The organism is Sphingomonas gei (assembly GCF_004792685.1).
GTDB classification, from domain to species: domain Bacteria; phylum Pseudomonadota; class Alphaproteobacteria; order Sphingomonadales; family Sphingomonadaceae; genus Sphingomonas; species Sphingomonas gei.
In genome coordinates, this window is record NZ_SRXT01000005.1 from 163,741 (window position 1) to 182,917 (window position 19,177).

At 67.3% G+C, this 19,177-nt stretch carries 13 protein-coding genes; 8 read left to right on the forward strand and 5 right to left on the reverse strand.

Features of this window, described 5'->3' with window-relative positions:
• Positions 1 to 15 precede the first annotated feature (15 nt).
• The 3 genes from E5A73_RS13500 to E5A73_RS13510 all read left to right on the forward strand — a co-directional run bounded on the left by E5A73_RS13500 (position 16) and on the right by E5A73_RS13510 (position 1,917).
• Positions 16 to 264, forward strand: a complete 249-nt coding sequence (locus E5A73_RS13500) for a DUF6894 family protein (RefSeq protein ID WP_135964369.1) — start codon at positions 16 to 18, stop codon at positions 262 to 264.
• 22 nt (positions 265 to 286) lie between these two features.
• Positions 287 to 1,321, forward strand: a complete 1,035-nt coding sequence (locus E5A73_RS13505; protein WP_135964370.1) for a hypothetical protein — start codon at positions 287 to 289, stop codon at positions 1,319 to 1,321.
• Between the two features lie 65 nt (positions 1,322 to 1,386).
• A complete protein-coding gene (locus E5A73_RS13510; RefSeq protein ID WP_135964371.1) occupies positions 1,387 to 1,917 on the forward strand; it encodes a superoxide dismutase family protein in 531 nt (176 codons plus the stop codon).
• 56 nt (positions 1,918 to 1,973) lie between these two features.
• On the opposite strand, the gene E5A73_RS13515 is transcribed toward E5A73_RS13510, so the two are convergent.
• Positions 1,974 to 3,929, reverse strand: coding sequence for an energy transducer TonB (locus E5A73_RS13515; RefSeq protein ID WP_135964372.1), 1,956 nt, complete (start codon positions 3,927 to 3,929; stop codon positions 1,974 to 1,976).
• A 45-nt stretch (positions 3,930 to 3,974) separates the two neighbouring features.
• Here E5A73_RS13515 and E5A73_RS13520 point away from each other — a divergent pair, with 45 nt between their 5' ends.
• Positions 3,975 to 4,421, forward strand: coding sequence for a TlpA family protein disulfide reductase (locus E5A73_RS13520; RefSeq protein ID WP_135964373.1), 447 nt, complete (start codon positions 3,975 to 3,977; stop codon positions 4,419 to 4,421).
• Between the two features lie 93 nt (positions 4,422 to 4,514).
• Positions 4,515 to 6,557: a glycoside hydrolase family 43 protein gene (locus E5A73_RS13525; protein ID WP_135964374.1), complete on the forward strand. Its 2,043-nt coding sequence runs from the start codon at positions 4,515 to 4,517 to the stop codon at positions 6,555 to 6,557.
• 114 nt (positions 6,558 to 6,671) lie between these two features.
• Here E5A73_RS13525 and E5A73_RS13530 read toward each other — a convergent pair whose 3' ends face one another.
• The 3 genes from E5A73_RS13530 to E5A73_RS13540 all read right to left on the reverse strand — a co-directional run bounded on the left by E5A73_RS13530 (position 6,672) and on the right by E5A73_RS13540 (position 13,291).
• The gene (locus E5A73_RS13530) at positions 6,672 to 8,231 is read right to left on the reverse strand and encodes a spinster family MFS transporter (protein ID WP_135964375.1); all 1,560 of its coding nucleotides are present in this window, start codon (positions 8,229 to 8,231) and stop codon (positions 6,672 to 6,674) included.
• 94 nt (positions 8,232 to 8,325) lie between these two features.
• On the reverse strand, positions 8,326 to 10,650 hold the full coding sequence (locus tag E5A73_RS13535; RefSeq protein WP_135964376.1) for a GH92 family glycosyl hydrolase: 2,325 nt from the start codon (positions 10,648 to 10,650) through the stop codon (positions 8,326 to 8,328).
• Between the two features lie 121 nt (positions 10,651 to 10,771).
• Positions 10,772 to 13,291 carry a glycoside hydrolase family 9 protein gene (locus tag E5A73_RS13540; protein WP_240700179.1) on the reverse strand — a complete coding sequence of 840 codons (2,520 nt, stop codon included), beginning with the start codon at positions 13,289 to 13,291 and terminating at the stop codon, positions 10,772 to 10,774.
• A gap of 89 nt (positions 13,292 to 13,380) precedes the next feature.
• Between E5A73_RS13540 and E5A73_RS13545 the strand changes: the two genes are divergently transcribed.
• The 3 genes from E5A73_RS13545 to E5A73_RS13555 all read left to right on the forward strand — a co-directional run bounded on the left by E5A73_RS13545 (position 13,381) and on the right by E5A73_RS13555 (position 17,757).
• Positions 13,381 to 14,943, forward strand: coding sequence for an MFS transporter (locus E5A73_RS13545; RefSeq protein ID WP_135964377.1), 1,563 nt, complete (start codon positions 13,381 to 13,383; stop codon positions 14,941 to 14,943).
• Between the two features lie 99 nt (positions 14,944 to 15,042).
• Entirely contained in the window at positions 15,043 to 15,939 is an 897-nt protein-coding gene (locus E5A73_RS13550) for an iron-containing redox enzyme family protein (protein WP_135964378.1), read from the forward strand.
• A gap of 60 nt (positions 15,940 to 15,999) precedes the next feature.
• Positions 16,000 to 17,757, forward strand: coding sequence for a bifunctional metallophosphatase/5'-nucleotidase (locus E5A73_RS13555; RefSeq protein WP_135964379.1), 1,758 nt, complete (start codon positions 16,000 to 16,002; stop codon positions 17,755 to 17,757).
• Between the two features lie 92 nt (positions 17,758 to 17,849).
• Here the strand turns inward: E5A73_RS13555 and E5A73_RS13560 are convergent, their stop codons facing one another.
• The gene (locus tag E5A73_RS13560) at positions 17,850 to 19,157 is read right to left on the reverse strand and encodes a cystathionine gamma-synthase family protein (RefSeq protein WP_135964380.1); all 1,308 of its coding nucleotides are present in this window, start codon (positions 19,155 to 19,157) and stop codon (positions 17,850 to 17,852) included.
• Positions 19,158 to 19,177: the final 20 nt, after the last annotated feature.

Genomic DNA, 19,177 nt, shown 5'->3' on the forward strand with positions numbered 1-19,177 from the left:
GGAGGCCGGCCCTATATGCCGCACTATAATATCGAGCTTCGTACCCAAAATCGCGTCTGGGAGACTCTCCAGGTCGAGCGCGACGATCAGAAGGCATTGCGCATCGAAGTGGCACGCTTCGTCGGCGAGCTGCTGCGCGATCATGCCGATAAGATCTGGGAGGACAAGGATTGGCGTGTCGACGTCACCGACGAGAGCGGGCTGATCCTGTTCATCATGAACTTGATGGTGACCGACAGCCCCGCGGCAGTGCCGCTGCGCTAAGCGCCGGGCGGGTTCCGGCGGCATGCTGAGGCCGTTAGCGCTGGCGGGGGCATTGCTGTGGAGCGCGGGGGCGTGCGCGCAGGATCTGCCGCCCGCGGCGCCGACGCCCTTGCCCGAATGCCGGCGCGTCGGCGACGCACCGTTTCTGCAGATCGACTCCGAAGCGGCGGTGTTGCTCGGCGGAATCGGGCTCGACCGCGCGGCGGTGTTCGCGCGGATGGCCGAGACCTCGATCCCCGAGACGATGGGCTGCTGGGCGATGCCGGTGGGCAATTTCGACGGGCAGCTCGTCTCGGTCGGGATGAGCCAGTGGAATTACGGCACCGGCAGCCTGCAGCCGGTGCTCGCGGCGTGGAAGCAGCGGCTGCGCGGCCGGTTCGGGCGGACGCGCAAGGCGCTGGCGCCGGTCTATGGGAAGCTGCTGTTCTCGCGCGATTGCCTGAAAGTGCCGGTCCGGGACAAGTGCCGGACGCGGATCCTCGCGGCGCATGATGCCGATGGCAGGCTGAACGCGGTGCTGCTGCGCGAGCTGACCGCGCTGTTCGAGAGCGACGCGATGCTCCAGGTGCAGACCGACGCTTATGTCGCATTGCTGCTCGACGTGCGGCGCGACTTGCTGCGGGTGTTCGCCGGCCAGCCGATCACGATGCGCAAGGTGCGCTGGGCGATCGACACCAAGGTGCAGCAGGGTTTCTTCCCGCCCGACGCGGACCTGGCGCGGCTGCGCGGCAAATTGGCGGCGATGCCCGAGGCCGAGCGCTGGGAGCGGCTGCGCGCGATCCTGGCCTGGTACGAGGCGCTGTCGCGGAGCATCGACCAGGACGGCGTCGCGCGCGACTATGCGTGGAACGTCGCGCAGTGGCGCTGCATGATCGACACGGGCGCGATCGACGCCGAGCAATATGAACTGCTCCATCTGACCTTTCTGCGGAGCCGGACCGCAATCGGCAATAGCGGGCGCTGGCAGGCGCTGACCTTCTCGCGGCGCGCCAAGATCGCGCTCGGCGTCGGCAGCGTGAGCGGGAAGCGCGACGGGGATTGTATCGGCGCGCGCTAGGGTCTTGGAACGTGCGCGGCGGCGGTCCATTAGTACGATACCAAGCGAGTCAGGGAGTGGACGGCATGAAGCGGGTGGCGATTACGATGGTGGCGGCCGCGACGATCCTCGGCGGGTGCGCGACCCCCGAGCAGAATGCGCGCTACATGGCGGGGCATTACCGCGCCCAGGCCGATATCCTCAACGCGGGCGGCGAGAAGATCGGCACCGCGGTGGCAGAGGAAGTCGACGGCGCGATCCGAGTGATCGTCGAGGCCGGCAATCTGCCCGAGGGGCCGCACGGGACGCATGTCCACGCAATCGGCAAATGCGTCGGTCCCGATTTCGCCAGCGCCGGGCCGCACTGGAACCCGACCGCGCACCAGCACGGCAAGGAGAATCCCGCGGGTCCGCATGCCGGCGACATGCCCAATCTCGAGGTCGCCGCGGGTGGCCGCGACCGGACGATCTTCACCTTGCCGGGCGGCACCTATCAGCAGTTGCTCGACGAAGACGGCGCGGCGATCGTGATCCACGCGAATGCCGACGATTATAAGACCGACCCTTCGGGCAATTCGGGCGGGCGGATCGCGTGCGGGGTATTCCAGGCGATGTGAGGGGGCGTCGGCGCCTCTTGGTCCCTCCCTTTTAGGAAGGGGTTTCGGATGCCCACTCAGGGCAGCAGGAACTTTATCGCTTCCTGGCGTCCGGTGCAGGCGACGCTGCCCTTGGGACGGTAGCTTGCGGTGTAGCGGAAGCCCTTGCTGATCTTGGCGCCGGCTTCGTCGAATACGAACGGGGGATAGGCAGTGAGCACGCGCGGGCGGATCGTGCTGCCGTCGGTGGCGACGTCGAATTCGGTGCGGACCCAGCCTTCGAACCCCATCTGGTACGCGTCGGTCGGATAATCCTCCGACGACGTGCCCGGCCGGCGCATCGCCGGCTGGAGGCCGAGGAACGCGCATTGCTCGGTGGTGAGTCCGGTCTGCTCGAACAGCCGCTGGGCGCCCTCGACATCGCCCTTGGACGCGAACCGATTTGCCTGCTGGAGCAAGGCGGCGACCTTGAGCGGATGCTGGGCGGGCAATTCCGGTTCCGCGATCACCGCGGCCAGCAACGTCTCCGAATCGCTCGGCGCAGGCGTTCGGAAGCTGGGCGCCGCTATCAGCAGCCGCAGCGTCGCCGCGGCAAGCGGATCCCCGGCGACTTCGGGCCGCGCCAGCAGCGCGCGGAGCATTTCGCGCGCTTCGCGACCGTCGTCGCTCTTGGCCCACACCTGTGGGATCGCGACATAGATGCGCGCGGGTGGAGGCGCCTTGAGCGCGTCGGCCAGGGCCACGCCTTCGCCGAGCAAGCCCCGGCGCTCGGGTTCGCCGATCACGGAATTGTTACCCAGCGCGAACAAGGCGGCGAGCTCGCCGGGGCGATCCCCGGCGGCGCGGGCCTGCGCCAGCGCCGCGCGCTGGAGCGGTGCGGCCTTGGCCGCGGGCTGGTCGGTCCAGCCGGGCTCGGGCTTGCCGAGGCTTTCCATCCACTCGGCATAGGCTTCGGCCAGCGGCGCGGTCAGCGGCGGCCGCTCGCCCGCCACGGTGCAGCGGATCTCGACGCGAGTGGCGTAGCGGAACAAAGGCGGGACCGCCTTGACGGCCTCGGGCTGCCACGACCAGCCCGCCACCGCGCGGGCAAAGGCGAGCGCGGCGTCGCGTCCGCCGGTGACGTAGATCGGCATTGCGCCGCGGACATGGCCGTCCTCGGCGAGCGAGAATTCGACGATGGCGAAATCCTCGGGTTTCAGCCCGGTGGCGCTGCCGCATAGTGGCGGCTCCATCGACGTCGCCCGATCGAACGGCGTGTCCTTGAAGCGGCCGGCACCGGTATAAGCGAGATATTTGCGCGCCGCGTCGTGGTCCTTGTTGAGCGAGGCGGCGATGGCGAGATCGGACCGCGTGGTGATATCGTCGAGATTGACTCGGAAATCGAGCCCGCCTTGCTTGCGCAGGCTGTCCTTCAATTCGGCATAGGCCTCTTTCTGGCGGCCCTGGTTGAGCAACACGCGGGCATATTGGGTCTGCACGGTGGCGAGTTCGCGCTTGTTCACCGTCGCATCGGCAAGCGCGAGGGTGCGCGCCTCGGTGGCGTAGCGCAACGCCTGGCCGTCCTGATCGAAGGCAAGGACTTGCGACAGCGCGAGCAGCGGCCGCAGCCGCCCCTTGCCGGTGGCGCCGTCGAGCGCCTGCTTATACTCGGCGACCGCAGTGACGTAATCGAAACGCTGCGCGCCCAGCCGGCCGAGCGCGAGATGCGACTGGCGCACTTCCTCGGCGAAATCCTCTCCCTTGCCGGCCAACGCGGGAAGGCCGCGGCGGACCGCGGCCTCGCCTTCGTCCAGGCGCCCGAGCTCGATCAGGCAGCCGCCCTTGCGCACGTCGATCGCGGCGCGCACCATCGCGTTGCGCGCGATCTTCGGCGCGGTTTCGATACTTTCGAAGATGCGGATCGCCTCCTCGCAGCGCCCCTCGACCGCGGCCTTGGTCGCCTCGTCGAAGGATTGCTGGATTGTCGGCTTGGCGGGCGGCGTCTGCTGCGCAGCCTGGCCGGCAAGTAAAAGCGCGAGAATGACCGCTGCCATTATGGTACCCCCCTGTTTACAGCACCAAATCACGGGCTCGTGACAATGTCGAGGCGGAGTGCGGCGGTAATAATCGGACCGATCAAATGGCTGGGTATCGCGCTGTTGCTGCTCGGCTTGCCCGCGGGTGCGGAGACCGGCCGCTATCCGCCTGGCAGCGTCTTGCTGTTCGTCGCTTCGTGGTGCGCGCCGTGCCATGCCGAACTGGCGCGGCTGCCCGCGATCGCGCGCGGCGCCCGGCCGTTCCGCGTGCTGGTGGTGCCGTTCGACGACAGCCCGGCGACGCGATCGATGCTCGACGCAGTGCCCGAGGCGCAGCGCTGGCGGCCCGAGCGCGAGATGCAGCGGCAATTGGCGCGGGCGTTGCGTGCCGAGACCAGCGGGCTTCCGTTCAGCATGGCAGTCGACGGCGATGGGCGCGAATGCGGCAGCGCCCGGCTCGGGCTCGATGCCGCACGTGCCGAGGCGCTGGTGGCGGGATGCGTGCGGTAGAGACGGTAGCAGGTGTGGGCCCGGCAATTGATTTGACAGCTTCCCGTCCGCGCCAATAGCGCTGCGACAACGGTATCGAAGGGGGAGAGTGTCATGGGTCGGCTGTGGATCGCGCTCTGGCTGTGCCTTGCCGGGCTACCTGCCGCTGCGCAGACGGCTCCAAAGACCTGGACCGCCGACAATGGCGACGGGACCTTCACCAATCCATTATTCTACGACGAATTCTCCGATCCCGATCTGATCCGGGTCGGCGAGGATTATTATCTCACCGGCACGACGATGCACACGATGCCGGGACTGCCGATCCTGCACTCGCGTGACCTGGTCAACTGGGAACTGCTCGGTTACGCGTTCGACCGGCTCGATCTGGGGCCCGAGATGCGGCTCGAGGGCGGCAAGAGCATGTACGGGCAGGGCATCTGGGCGCCGAGCTTCCGCTATCACGACGGCACTTTCTACATCTTCTCCAACGTCAACGGCCACACCACCCAGGTCTTCCGCGCGACCAACCCGGCGGGGCCGTGGACGCGGACGCCGATGAAGCGCTCGCTCCACGATCTCGGGGTGTTGTTCGACGATGACGGCAAGGTCTATGTGGTGTGGGGCTATCGCGAGGTGCGGATGGCGCAGCTCAATGCGGCGCTCGACGATGTGGTGCCGGGCAGCGAACGCGTGATCATCTCCGCCGATCAGGGGATGGGCGAAGGCGCGCACCTCTACAAGATCCAGGGGCGCTATTTCATCACCAGCGCCTGGTATTCGGGGCGGATGCGGATGCCGGTGGCGCGCGCCGACAAGCCCTATGGGCCGTATGAAGTGAACCACGCGATCAGCCTCGACGAGGGCTGGGGCAGCGCGCAAGGCTATCGGCATCGCGGCGAGCCCAAGCCGCCGTTCGACATCGCGCCGCCGACCATTTTGCCCGGCCGCAACGTGCTCCACCAGGGCGGGCTGATCCAGACGCCCAAAGGCGCGTGGTGGGGCTTCTCGATGACCGACTTCAATTCGCTCGGTCGGCTGACCGGGCTGTCTCCGGTGACGTGGCAGGATGGCTGGCCCTATTTCGGCCTGCCGGGCAATCTGGGGCGGACGCCGCGGACCTGGCTCAAGCCCGATACGGGCGTGATGCAGAAGCCGTTCGCGCCTTATGTCCGCGACGACGGCTTTGGCGGGCCGGCGCTGGGGCGGGTGTGGCAGTGGAACCATGTGCCCGACGATGGTCGCTGGTCGCTGAAGGAGCGGCGCGGGTTCCTGCGGCTGCACATTTTGCCGGCGAGCGATCTGATGGCGGCGCGCAATTCGCTGACTCAGCGCGCGATCGGGCCACGTTCGATTTCGACGGCTTTGCTGGAGACGGGCGGGCTGCGCGATGGCGATGTGGCGGGGCTGGCGCTGTTGGGGTTGCCGTATCGGACCCTGGGGGTGAAGCGCGAGGGCGGGCGGCTGGCGATCGAGTTCCACGATCAGCAGGGCGACAGTCGCGTGCGGGTGCCGTTCGCCGGCAAGCGTATCTGGCTGCGCGCCGAGTGCGACTATCTGACCGAGCAGGCGCGGTTCGGCTACAGCCTCGACGGCAAGGCATTCACGCCGATCGGCGATCCGTTCGTCATGGCGTTCCAGCTCAAGACCTTCCAGGGCATCCGCTATGCCTTGTTCGCCTTCAACGCGCAGGGGCAGGCCGGGGGCTATGCCGATTTCGACAGCTTCGCGGTAGGCGAGCCGAACCCCAAGGGGCTGATGCACCCGATCCCGCTGGGCAAGACGGTGACGCTGGCGGTGCTCGGCCGGATCATGGCGCTGGCCGAGCATGAGGGCGCGATCGTCGCGCAGGACGAAGGCGAGGCGCGCTTCCGGGTGGTCGATCGCGGGCAGGGGCGGGTGGCGTTGGCGGTGGGCAGCGGCCACGTCTCGATCAACGCGACCGGCGACGCGTGGCTCAAGCCGGGGCCGGCGGGGTTGGGCGAGACCTTCCAGTGGATGGAGACGGTCTATGGCGAGACGATGCTGATGTCGCTGGTCACCAACCGCTATCTGACGGTGGACCCGGCGAGCGGGCAGGTCTCGGCGACCAGCCCCGGCGCGCGGCCCGACCGGACGGATTTTGCGCGGTTCGGGGTGACGATCGCGGGTCGTTAGGCGGCTGCAACGACCCTGCCGCAATCGCCGGGCCCCGTCGCTCACCGGGTGAAGCTCACCAGTTCGTGCTCCTGCTTTCGCAGGAGCACTGAACGGCGGCGACCGGCGGGACTCCTACAGGGGCTCGCCCGCCGCCTGCGCGCGTGCCTGGCGGCTGGCTTCGGCGGCGGGGACGAGGCGGAAGGCGACGATCGCGGCACCTAGCGCGAGCGGCAATGTCACGAGCAGCGAGAGGATGCCGGTCGACAGGCTGCCGGTGAGATCGGCGACGCGGCCGGCGAGATAGGGGCCCATGGCGAGCCCGATCAACGTCGTGCCGATGAAGAAAGCGGCGGTGGCGGTGCCGCGCATGCGGGGCAATACGAGGTCCTGCGTCGCGGCGGCGGCGGCGCCGAGCGCGCAGCTGGCGAAGATCTGGGTGAGCGGGAGCATCGCGTAGAACAATGCCTTGTCGGCGGTGGTGAAGGCGATGATCAGGGAGGGGATGGGGGCGAGGCTGCCGAACAGCACCACCATGATCCGGCCCGACGGCCAGCGCCGGCGCAGGCGGTCGGCGGCGATCCCGCCGAGAGTCACGCCGAGGAAACCGCCGAGGATCGCCGGGCCGCCGATCCACAGGCCGGCTTCGCGGCTGGCGATGCCGAAGACCTGCATGGCGTAGCTGGGGGCGAGCCCCGCGACGGCGTAAGCGAGGAAGGCGTTGAGGCCATAGGCGAGCACCACCGCGAGGAAGGCGGGCGTGCCGAGGATCAGCTTGAAGGTGGGCGCGTCGCGGTGACGCAGCGCCGCCGACCAGCTGTAGACGGCGTAGACTCCCGTGCCGACGGCGAGCCATTGCGGCAGCGGCTCGCCGAGCCGGACGAGCGCGTAGATCGCGGCAGCGACGAGCGCGAGCACGATAAGATTGCGGAGCAAAGCGTTGGCGCCGTTGCGCGCGGCGCCGATCAGCGTGAGCGGCGGGATGATCGTCAGCAGGTCCTCGAGGAAGCTCTTGAACGGCGCCGGGTGGCGCGGCGCGACGAGGCCCTCGGACAGCCCGCGCATCGGCTCGCGCAGGGTGACCACCCAGAGTGCGAGGACGAGGCCGGGCAGGCCGACCGCCATGAATGCGGCCTGCCAGCCGACCAGCCCGAACGGCGGGTCGACGGGATAGGCAGCGTTCCACCAATCGACGATCGCGCCGCCGAGGAACAGCGAGAAACCCCCGCCGAAATAGATGCCCGCCGAATAGATGGCGAGCGCGGTGGCGCGCTGGCGCTTGGGGAACCAGTCCGAGATCAGCGAGTAAGCCGAGGGGCTGGCGGTGGCCTCGCCGACCCCGACGCCGATCCGCGCCGCGGCTAGCTGGAGGCCGTTGCGCGACAGGCCCGAGATCGCAGTCATCGTCGACCAGAGTGCGAGGCCGATGCTCATCAGCCGGACGCGGTGCCAGCTGTCGGCGAGCCGGCCGAGCGGGATGCCGAACAGGGCATAGAACACCCCGAACGCCGTGCCGTAGAGGAAGCCGATATCGGCGTGGCTGAGCCCGAGGTCGCGGCGGATGTGCGGGGCGAGGATCGTCAGTATCTGACGGTCGATGAAGTTGAGCGCGTAGACGAGGAACAGGACGATCAGGACGTACCAGGCATAGGGCCCGGCCTTGGTATCGGCCGCGGGCGCGCTCGAACTCGCCATCCACTCTCTCCCGTTTATGTCGTTACGGCGAGGCTAGCAGAGCATACCGTGTTTACGAAATAGCGGATTTCGAGTGCGACGCGCGCGCGGCCCCCTAGCGCGCCGTGCTTGTCGAGAAGGGGCGGGCCGCGCGCGACGTCGCCCAGCGCCTGTTCGGTTTGGCCTGCATCGTGAAGCGCAGCTCGCCACCGGCCGACAATTCGTCATGGGTGAGATAGCTGCGCACCAGCGGCTTGCCGTCGAGCGTGACCTTGCCGACATAGGGGTTCGCCGCCGACAGGCCCTCCGCGACGACCGTGAAGCGCTTGCCGTTGGGCAGGCTGAGCGTGGCGCGGTCGACGAAGGGGCGGCCGATCACATATTGGTTCGAGCCCGGCGCGACGGGATAGAAACCGAGCGCGGTGAAGACGAGCCAGGACGACATCTGGCCGAGATCGTCATTGCCCGAGAGGCCGGCAGGACCGGTCTTGTACTGGCTCTCGACGATCTGCTTGAGACGCTCCTGCGTGCGCCACGGCTGCCCGGCGAAATCGTAGAGATAGGCGACGTGGTGGCTCGGCTCGTTGCCGTGGATATATTGGCCGATCAGCCCGGCGATATCCTCGGCATGGCTGTAGTCGAGCTTCGAATTGTCGAAGTCGAACATCGCGTCGAGCTTCTTCACCGCGGCCTTGTCGCCGCCGAGCAAGGCGAACATCGCCGCCTGGTCCTGCGGCACGAACCACGAATATTGCCAGGCATTGCCCTCGGTATAGTCCGAGCCATAGTTGATCGCAGTCGGATCGAACGGAGTGCGGAAGCTGCCGTCGGTCTTGCGCGCGCGCAGGAAGCCGGTCTTGGCGTCGAAGCTGTTGCGCCAGTTTCCGGCGCGCTTCTCGAAGGTGGCGGCGACATCGGTCTTGCCCAATGCGCGGGCCATGCGGGCGATGGTCCAGTCGTCATAGGCATATTCGACGGTCTTCGAGGCGGCCTCGGGTTCCTTGTCGATCGGGGCGTAACCGAGCTTCATATAGTGATCGAGCCCGCCATAGGGGCCGTAGCTGGCGCTCTTGACCATCGCGTCGAGCGCGGCTTCCGCGTCGAAGCCGCGAACGCCCTTCAGATAGGCGTCGGCGATGACGGGAACGGCGTGATAGCCGATCATCGTCCAGGTCTCGCGGCCGTGGAACTGCCAGACCGGCAGGATGCCGAACGGGCTTTCCTTCTGGCTGGCGAGCAGCGACTGGATGAAGTCGGCGTTGCGGCGCTCGGGCTGGACGAGCAGCAGCAGCGGATGCTCGGCGCGGAAGGTATCCCATAGCGAGAAGGTCGAGTGGAAGGTGAAGCCCTCGGCCTTGTGGACCTGATCGTCGGGGCCGCGATAGCGCCCGTCGGCGTCGGAGAAGACGCTCGGAGCCATCAGCGCGTGGTAGAGCGCGGTCGAGACCATGGTCTTGGTCGGCGCGGGCGCTTTGATCTGGATCGCGCCGAGCGCCTGCTCCCAGGCAGTGCGGGTACTCGCGCGGACCGCGTCGAAGCCGCCGGGCTCGCTGTCGAGATTGGCGATCGCGCCGTCCTCGTCGACGCTCGACAGTGCGACCTTGAGTTCGAGTGGCTTGTCGAGCGTGCCGAAATCGAGCCGGGCGACGAGTGCGCGGCCGGCGAGCTGGTCGAGATCGTCGCGGCCGCGGCCGGGGCCCTGGAAGCCGTTATATTCGATCTTGCCTTCGCGGTTGAGGAAGGCGTGGCCGGTCAGCTGGGCGGAGGGGCGGATCGCGAAGAACAATTTGCGCGCCGGGGCCCAGCCGCGGGTCTCGCGCGATCCGGTGATCGTCCCGTCGGGGCGGATGCGGATCGACGACCACAGCGTCTTGCCCGGATAATTGTAGAGCACGCTGCGCAGATCGAGGATGACATGCGCGGGGGTGCCGGCGGGGAAGGCATAGCGGTGGACGCCGATGCGAGTGCCGGCGGTCAGCTCGGCGCGGATCTTCGCATCGGCGAGCGTGACGGCATAATAACCGGGGTGCGCGGTCTCGGTGGAATGATCGAAGCGCGAGCGATAGCCCGAGCCGGGCTTGGCGGCGTCGCCGGGCTCGAGCAGCACGGTTCCGCCCGCTACGGGCATGACCAGAAAGTCGCCGAGATCCGAATGGCCCGCGCCCGAGAAATGGGTATGCGAAAAGCCCTGGATCGTCGGATCGTCGTAGCGATAGCCGGCGGCGTGGCCATAGCATTCGCGGATGACGCAGCCGGTGTCGGTGTCGGGGCTGAGCTGGACCATGCCGAACGGCGCGACGGCGCCGGGGAAGGTATGGCCCTCGCCGCCGGTGCCGATGAGCGGGTCGACGCTTTCATAGGTGGTTTGCGCGGCGAGCGGCGCAGTGGTGAGGGAAAGGGCGGCGAGCGCAGGCAGGGCGCGGCGGAAGCTACTGGGCATGGCGGCGGGTTAAAGCATGGTCGGGCTTCTCTTTCCACCGTCATCCCGGCGAAAGCCGGGATCCAGTGCCATAAAGGGTATTGCTCGGGACTCTGGATCCCGGCTTTCGCCGGGATGACGGCTATTTTCTCCCCAATTCGATCGCGGCCTGGACCAGCGCGATATAGCTGGGGCTCATGTTCACGACATATTCGTTCTCGCCCCAGAAGAACGGCCAATTCTCGCTATTCTCGGGCAGATCGGGCTTGAGGATCAGCACGCCGGGGACGACGCCGCCGGCGATGAACGAGAAGTCGGCGCGGTTGTTGCCATAGGCGACTTCCTTCGAGCGGGTGCCGACCCCCGAGACGAACGAGATGTCCGAGCCCGGATGGGTGCCATGAAGATAATCGAGCGCGCGGAACACGAGGCTGCCGTCGCTGAGCGCGGGGAACGCCTTGTGGATGGCGTAGTCGGTGAGGCCGGTCTGGATCACGGCGCCGTTGCCCGCCCAGCCGCCGGTGGTGATCGGGACGCCATAGGGATTGGCGCCAGTGAACGGCGTGGCATTGGCCTTGAGCTTGCGTATCTCGGCTTCGACCTTGCTGCGATACCCGGCGTCCATGAAGGGCAATGCCTGCAGCGCGGTCTCGGCATATTGGCCGAAGCGCGGGGCGATTTCCGGCCACAGGCTCGTGACCCGCGCGGCATATTGCGGGTCCTTCGTCGTCGCCAGCAATTCGACCGCGGCGGCGAACTCCTCGCCCGGTAGCCAGCCGCCGGTGGTGTTGCCGTGGCTGAAACTGTTGGGTGCGTGGCTGTGCTCGTCGGCCCAGACGGCGCGCGCGAGCTTGAGCGCCTTGTCCGCCAGCGCGTCGTCATAGCCGCGCAATGCCCGGCTCGATGCCGCCAGCGCCGCTGCCGAGCCGTAATTGAGCGCGCTCGACTTGCTGGTGAACACCCAGCGATCGTCGGGGGTGCCGCTGCGATTGCCTTTGCGCTCGCCGAACTTGAGATCGGAGTCGTAGGCCAGTCCGTCGGTCTTCGACGCGGCGTCGCCGAGATGGGTATATTGGGCGACATCGGGCTCGACGACGCCGTGCACCGCATAGCCGACCGCATCGTACATCGAGGCGAGATAGAGAACGCCGTGCTCGATCTGCTGGAGGAGGTCGGGCTTGCCGTCGGGGACGTGCATCTCGACGCGGCGGAGATCCTGATCGACCAGGGTCTGGTCGCGGGTCGGTTTATAGTCCTCCCAGATGCCGACCAGCGATCGGATCACGGCATATTGGGTCTGGGTGCGGATGTCGAAATCGCCTGCGTCGAGCCAGCCGCCGACATTGAGGCCGGGGATATGTTCGCCCGGTTTGAACCTGGTGTCGGTGGTGGGGCCCTGGCGGTAGAGATCGACATGCTCATGGCTGACCGCGGCCTGGCGCGCATCGTCGCGGTGGCTGTCGCCGTGCCAGACGCGATAGGCCTCGTTGACCAGCATGTGGTCCATCTGCACGGGCAGATAGACGTCGAGGCTGGGGTGCCAGGCGTCGGCGTAGATTTCAGGGTCGATGCGGAAGCTGTGGGTCTGCTTGCCGCCATATTCGAGCTGATAGAGGCCGGGCTGGCGGATGCTGCTGAAGTCGAAGCTGAGATAATTGTAGCGGAGATATTTGCCCCAGCTTTTGGGCGTGCCGGACAGCGCCACCGCCGCCTTGCCGGTCTCGTCGATGCGCAGCAGTCGCGCGGGGCCAGCGGGTTTGGCGTTGGCGTCGAGCTCGATCACTGCGGTCTTGGCCTGCGCCGGCGTATAGCCGAGCTGCGAATGGCCGATTACCGGTTCGCGCAGCCAGCCGGGGACGCTGTTGGGGCTGAGCGTCCATTCGACGACGCGGCCGGTCTGCCCGGCGGGGAGCAGGCTGCGCAGCACGAACCAGCCATTCTGCGCCTGGTTGCGGCCGTCGAATAATTGGAGATCGCCGCGGGTGGCGCGGACGGTTACGCGGCGCGCGGGGTCTTCGGGTGCGAGGACCAGGGTCTTGCCCGCGGCCATCGGCAGCGGCTCGGCGCCTGGGCCGATGTCGCGCCCGCTCGCGGCGTTGCGTTCGCCGCCCGCGATCATGTCACCGGCGGGATAGAGCGGGAAGGCGCCGGGCTTGCCGTCGGCGAGGAAGCTCTTGTGGAAATAGGCCGAGGGCAGAAATTCCAGGTTGAACCCGGCTTTGCCGGCGAGCGCGGCGGGCAGCGGCGAATCGAGGATCACGGCGATATGCACGCCGTCGGCGCGGCGTTCGGCGCGGATGCGATACTGGAACTTGTATTCGGGATATTCGAGCAGCGCCTCGATCGCGCCGGTCTTTTGATCGATGTCGCGCTTCACCAGTCGGCCGATCGGGTCCCATTGGCCGGGGGTGGCGGAAAGGCGGACATCGCCGTTGGTGGCGGTGCGCTCGCCTTGCTGGACGATCTCGACTCCGCTGATCTTCGAATCGGCGAACAGCCCGTCATACCAGTTCGAAAAGACGAGGACGTTGACTCCGCGCGCCTCGAAATAGCCGGCATCGTTGAGCCGCAAATCACTCTGCGCGGCAGCGGGAAGGGCGAGCGCCGCGGCACTCGCCAGCAGGCCCGTGCCCAACAGCCGTCGCCCGATTTTGCTCTTCACATCGCTCTCCTCTATGCCCGGGTTGGCCCCGGCGCTTGCTGAAGTTAGCGCTAACACAAGCGAAAGGGGCGGGGGAAGGGGCAACGTAGATGCAGGCGGGCAGTACCTTTATCGACCGGCGCGGGGTGTGGCTGTTCGTGCTCGGCTGCACCGCGGTGACCGCCGGCGTGCTGATGCACGTGCCGATGTTCCTGATGGGCAAGGACATGCATTACATGCTCGCCGGCATGCCGATGGGCTGGGACATGGTCGGCGGGATGGCGATGATCATCCTCGGCTGCCTGATCGCCGCCTGGGGGCTGCTGCCGCGCGACGTATCGGCGCAGCTTGCGGCGCGTGACGATTTCGAGATCGCCGCGCCCGAGGACGCGCATCTGGGACCAGCGCATTGGGGGCTGATGGCGGTGCTGGTGGTCGCCCTGATCATCGACATCATGAAGCCCGCCGCGCTGGGTTTCACCGTCCCCGGGATGATCATGGAATATCATGTGCCCAAGGCGACGGTGTCGCTGGTCCCGTTCTTTGCCTTGTGCGGGACGGTGACCGGATCGGTGCTGTGGGGCGTGCTCGCCGACATCTATGGCCGCAAGGCGACGATCCTGCTCTCGGCAGTGATGTTCGTCGGGACGTCGATCTGCGGCGCGATGCCCAGCCTCGCCTGGAATATCGGGATGTGCTTCATGATGGGCGCGGCGGCGGGGGGCATGCTGCCGGTGACCTACGCCCTGCTCGCCGAGATGATGCCGAGCCGGCATCGCGGCTGGAGCCTCGTGCTGGTCGGCGGGCTCGGCGCGGTCGGCGGCTATTTCGCGGCGAGCGGCGCCTCCGCTCTGCTCCAGCCGATCTTCGGGTGGCGGATCCTGTGGCTGCTCAACTTGCCGACCGGGCTGTTGCTGGTGGTGCTGGGGGTGTTCATCCCCGAATCGGCCAAGTTCCTGCTCGCGCGCGGGCGGCGTGCCGAAGCGGCGGCAGTGATGGCGCGGTTCGGGGCGACGGTGCGCAAGGTTGCGGCGCCAAGGCCGGAAATGCGCGCCGCGGCGGCGCATGTCCCGCTCACCGGGGCAAAGTTGATCGGCAAGCTGGTCGCGCTGTCGACGGCGGCGATCGCCTGGGGGCTGATCAATTTCGGGCTGTTGCTGTGGCTGCCCGCCGATCTGGTGAGCAAGGGCTATTCGGTCGCGGTGTCGAGCAAGCTGCTTGCCGCCTCGGCGCTGATCGCCTTCCCGACGGTGTTCCTGTGTGCGTTCATCTACAGCCGGTGGAGCACCAAATGGTCGCTCGTCACCGTCATCGGCATCACCTTTCTCGGGCTGATCGGGGTGATGTGGCTCGAGCTGGTCGGGGGCATGAGCCCGGTATTGCCGGTGGCGTTGCTGATCGTCGGCTCGAACGGGATCATCGCGATCGTGCTGCCCTACACCGCGGAGAGCTTCCCGATGCGGGTGCGCGGACGGGCGACCGGCTGGGTGGCGGCGTGCACCAAGGCCGGCGGCGTGCTCGCGCAATTGCTGTCGATCACGGCGCTGGTGCCGGCGATGGGCTGGGCCGCGGCGGCGATCATGGTGCCGACCCTGGCCGCGCTGGGGTTCGTGGCGTGGTTCGGGCGCGAGACGCGCGGCGCCGATCTGCGGCGGCTCGACGGGGACGATTGATTTGGGTTAATTTGCAGTCGGTTGGCGGCTATTGCAGGTCGATTGCGGGAACCATCGGGCCATTCTGCCGGTTACTTGCCGGCAGGAGATCACAGCAACATGGCTACACGTCCGAGCGACTTCGCAAATGATGCGGGTTCGCAATTCCTAACCGACAGCTTCCAGCGTGGCCTCGCCCACTGGAATCGCGAGCGGCTCGAACCCGGTTTCCCCAGCCGGGACTGGAGCCGGGTGTTCGAGCGCGACATCAAGATGCAGCGGCTCGAGGGCGGCTTCATCGAGGAGCTGCGCGCCGACATCGTCGACGAGGCGGCGCAGGCGCCGACCGATGTCGAGGGCTTCATCGAATGGTTCGAGGAGCTCAAGAATTCCGGCCCGGGCCAGAACGATTCGCTGTTCCCGTGGCTTGCCGAGCAGGCGAACATCGACGAGTTCCGCTGGTTCTTCGAGCAGGAGGCCGCCGGCGAGGCGGGTTTCGACGATCTCGTCGCGATGACGCAGGTCAAGCTGCCCGTCCGCCCCAAGCTCGAGCTCGCCCGCAATTACTGGGACGAGATGGGCCATGGCACCTTCAAGGGCATGCACGGCCCGATGCTCGACGCGCTGGTGGAGACGCTGCAGGTCGACCCGGTGATCGAGAATACGGTGTGGGAGAGCCTCGCGCTCGCCAACGCGATGACCGCGATGGCCGCCAATCGCCGCTATGCCTGGCATTCGGTGGGTGCGCTCGGCGCGATCGAACTGACTGCGCCGGGCCGTTCGCAGGCGACTGCCGACGGGCTCAAGCGGCTCGGCTTTTCGGGCAAGGAGCGGCGCTATTTCTCGGTCCACGCCGTGCTCGACATCAAGCACAGCATCGACTGGAACCGCGAAGCGATCCGGCCCGCGGTCGAGGAGGATCCGCGCCGCGCGACGGCGATGGCCGAGGGCGCCCTGATCCGGCTGCGCTGCGGCGCGCGCTGTTTCGAGGCGTATCGCGCGCGGCTGTGGGGCTGACGCGCAGCGAAATCACGCGGTAACATCTCCGCGCCACGGCGTGGCGGACGGAGGTGGTTGATGCGTATACTGATCGGGTTGCTGGCAGGGACGTTGCTCGCGGGGTGCGCAGGGCGCGTCGTCGAGCCGGGCGGCGGGCCCGCGGTAGCACCCGTGTCGGTCCAGATCATCGCGTTCAACGATTTCCACGGCAATCTCGAAGCCGGCAAGCTCGCGGTCGACATACCAAGCGAGAGCGGCGTTACCCGCGTGCCCGCGGGCGGCGCCGCTTATTTCGCCTCGGCAGTGGCCAAGCTGCGCGCGGGGCATCCGAACAGCGTCACCGTTTCGGCGGGGGACATGATCAGCGCCAGTCCTTTGGTCTCGTCGATGTTCCTCGACGAGCCGACGATCCATGCGATGAACCTGATCGGAGTCGACTTCAACGCAGTCGGCAACCACGAATTCGATCGCGGGCAGAAGGAACTGCTCCGCATGCAGAATGGCGGGTGCGAGAAGAACACCAAGCGCACGCCCTGCGCGATCGAGCCGTTCGGCGGCGCGCGCTTCGGCTATCTCGCCGCCAATGTCGCGAAGGATGCGGGGGGCACCTTGTTCCCGGGCACCGGCATCCGCAGCTTCGGCAAGGGCGCGCGCCAGGTGAAGGTCGCGTTCATTGGCATGACGCTCAAGGGCACCGGCACGCTGGTGATGGCGACGGGCAATGAGGGGCTGCGCTTCGAGGACGAGGCGGACACGGTCAACGCACTGGTGCCCAAGCTCAAGGCGGAGGGGGCCGACGCGATCGTCGTGCTGATCCACCAGGGCGGCTATTCCAAGCGCGCGTTCGACGCGAACAGCTGCGAGGGGATGACCGGCGAGATCTTCCCGATCCTCGAGCGCCTCGATCCGCGCGTCGATCTGGTCGTGTCGGGGCACACGCACAACGCTTATGTCTGCGACTATGCCAGCGTCGACAAGACGCGGCCGCTGCTGCTGACCAGCGCCGGCTATGGCGGCACGCTGCTGACCGACATCAGCCTCGATATCGATCCCGTCGCGGGCCGCGTGGTCGCCAAGCGCGCCAACAATGTCCTGATCCAGAGCGAGGCCTTCACCAGTGCCAAGGGGCCGGTGCCGATCAGCGATCATTATCCCCGCTTCGCCCCCGAGCCGCGCGTGGCGGCTTTGGTCGCGCGCTATGCGGCGGCGGCGAAAAGCTATGCCGAGCGGCCGATCGGTAAATTGACCGCGCCGGCGCCGCGCACCGACGACGACATGCGCGAACAAGTGCTCGGCAACATGATCGCCGATGCGCAGCTCGCCGCGACGGCGGCGCCCGCGAATGGCGGCGCCGAGATCGCGCTGATGAACGCCGGCAGTGCGCGCGTGTCGCTCACGCCGCGGGCGGACGGGACGATCACGTTCGGCGACATCTATGCCGCGCAGCCGTTCGGTAACACCTTGGTGATCAAGCGCCTGACCGGCAGGCAATTGCGCGCGGTGCTCGAGCAGCAGTTCGACGAGAACAAGGCGGGCGGGCGCAATCTGCTGCTGGTCTCGCGCGGCTTCGGTTTCGGCTATGATCTCGGCAAGCCGGTGGGGCAGCGGCTGGTCGATCCGCGGCTCAACGGCGCGCCGATCGCCGACGATCGCATCTATCGCGTGGTGGTGAGCAACTTCCTGGGCAATGGCGGCGACGGATTCACGACGCTGGTCGGCGGCGACGAAGTGCTGACCGGGATTGCCGATCTCGACGCGCTCGAAGCGTATTTCGCGCGCGGGCCGGTGACGCCGCCGGCCACCGATCGGACCAAGGATTTGACGCTGCGCAACTAGCCTTTCGTGCTCCCGCGAAGGCAGGAGCCAGGAGTCGCGAGCGATGCCTTCGGTAACCCTGGGCTCCTGCTTTCGCAGGAGCACGGGGCACGTTAAACCGCCTGCAGTGCCTCTTCGAAGTCGGCGATCAGATCGTCGGCATCCTCGACTCCGATCGAGATGCGGACGAGATTGTCGGTAATGCCCAGCGCTTGTTTGCGCGCTTCGGGGACCGACAGATGCGTCATCCCGGCGGGGTGGCTGGCGAGCGTCTCGGTGCCGCCCAGGCTGACCGCGAGCTTGGCGATCTTGAGCGCGTCGAGGAACGCGAACGCCTCGGTCTCGCCGCCCTTGAGATAGAGCGAGAAAGTGGATCCCGCGCCGGTGCAGTGGCGGTTGTAGATGTCGGCCTGGCGGCTGCCTTCCTCAAGGAAGCCGAGATACCCGACATGCTCGACCTTGGGATGCGTGCGCAGATATTCGCAGACCTTGACCGCGTTCTCGCCGGCGCGGCTCATCCGCAGCTCGAGCGTTTCGAGCGACCGCAGCAGCATCCATGCAGTGTGCGGGTCGCAGATCGTGCCGATGGTGTTGCGCATCAGCCGGATCGCGTTGATGTGCTCCTTCGAGCCGAGCACGCCGCCCGCGACGAGATCCGAATGGCCGCCGGCATATTTGGTCAGGCTGTAGACGACGATGTCGGCGCCCTGCTTGAGCGGTTGCGCCCAGAGCGGGCCGAGAAAGGTGTTGTCGATCGCGATCGGGGGCTTGGTACCCTTGAAGATCGCGTCGCGGCTGGCGGCGACGGCCTCGACATCGACCAGTGCGTTGGTCGGGTTGGCGGGCGATTCGAGATAGATCAAGGCGACGTTGCCACTGGCAGCGCGCGACAGCACCGCGTCGATTTCCGCGCGCGTCGCGCCGGCAGGAAAGTCGAGCCAATGGACCCCGAAGCGGCCGAGGATCCGCGCGATCAGCGTCTCGGTCGCGGCATAGAGCGGGCCCGAATGGACGATCGTGTCGCCGGGCTTGACCATCGACAGAAACAGCGTGGCGATCGCCGACATGCCCGAGGAGAAAGCAAGCGCGTCCTCGGCCTCTTCCCACACCGCGAGGCGATCCTCGAGAATCTCCTGATTGGGGCCGTTGAAGCGCGAATAGACCAGCCCTTCCGCGCCGCCCGGGCGCTTGCCGGTGACGCCTTCGAAATGGCGCTTGCCCGCTGCGGCATTGGGGAAGACGAAGGTCGAGGTCAGGAAGATCGGCGGCTTGAGCGAGCCTTCGGACAGCACCGGATCATAGCCATGCCCCATCATCATCGTCGAGGGCTTGAGCTTGCGCCCGCCGATCGTGTCGATGCTCGCCTTGGGACGGCGACGCGCGGTCGCGCCGGTCAGCTCGGCTTCGGTTTCGTCGGTCATCGGGCTCTCCAATTCTCTCG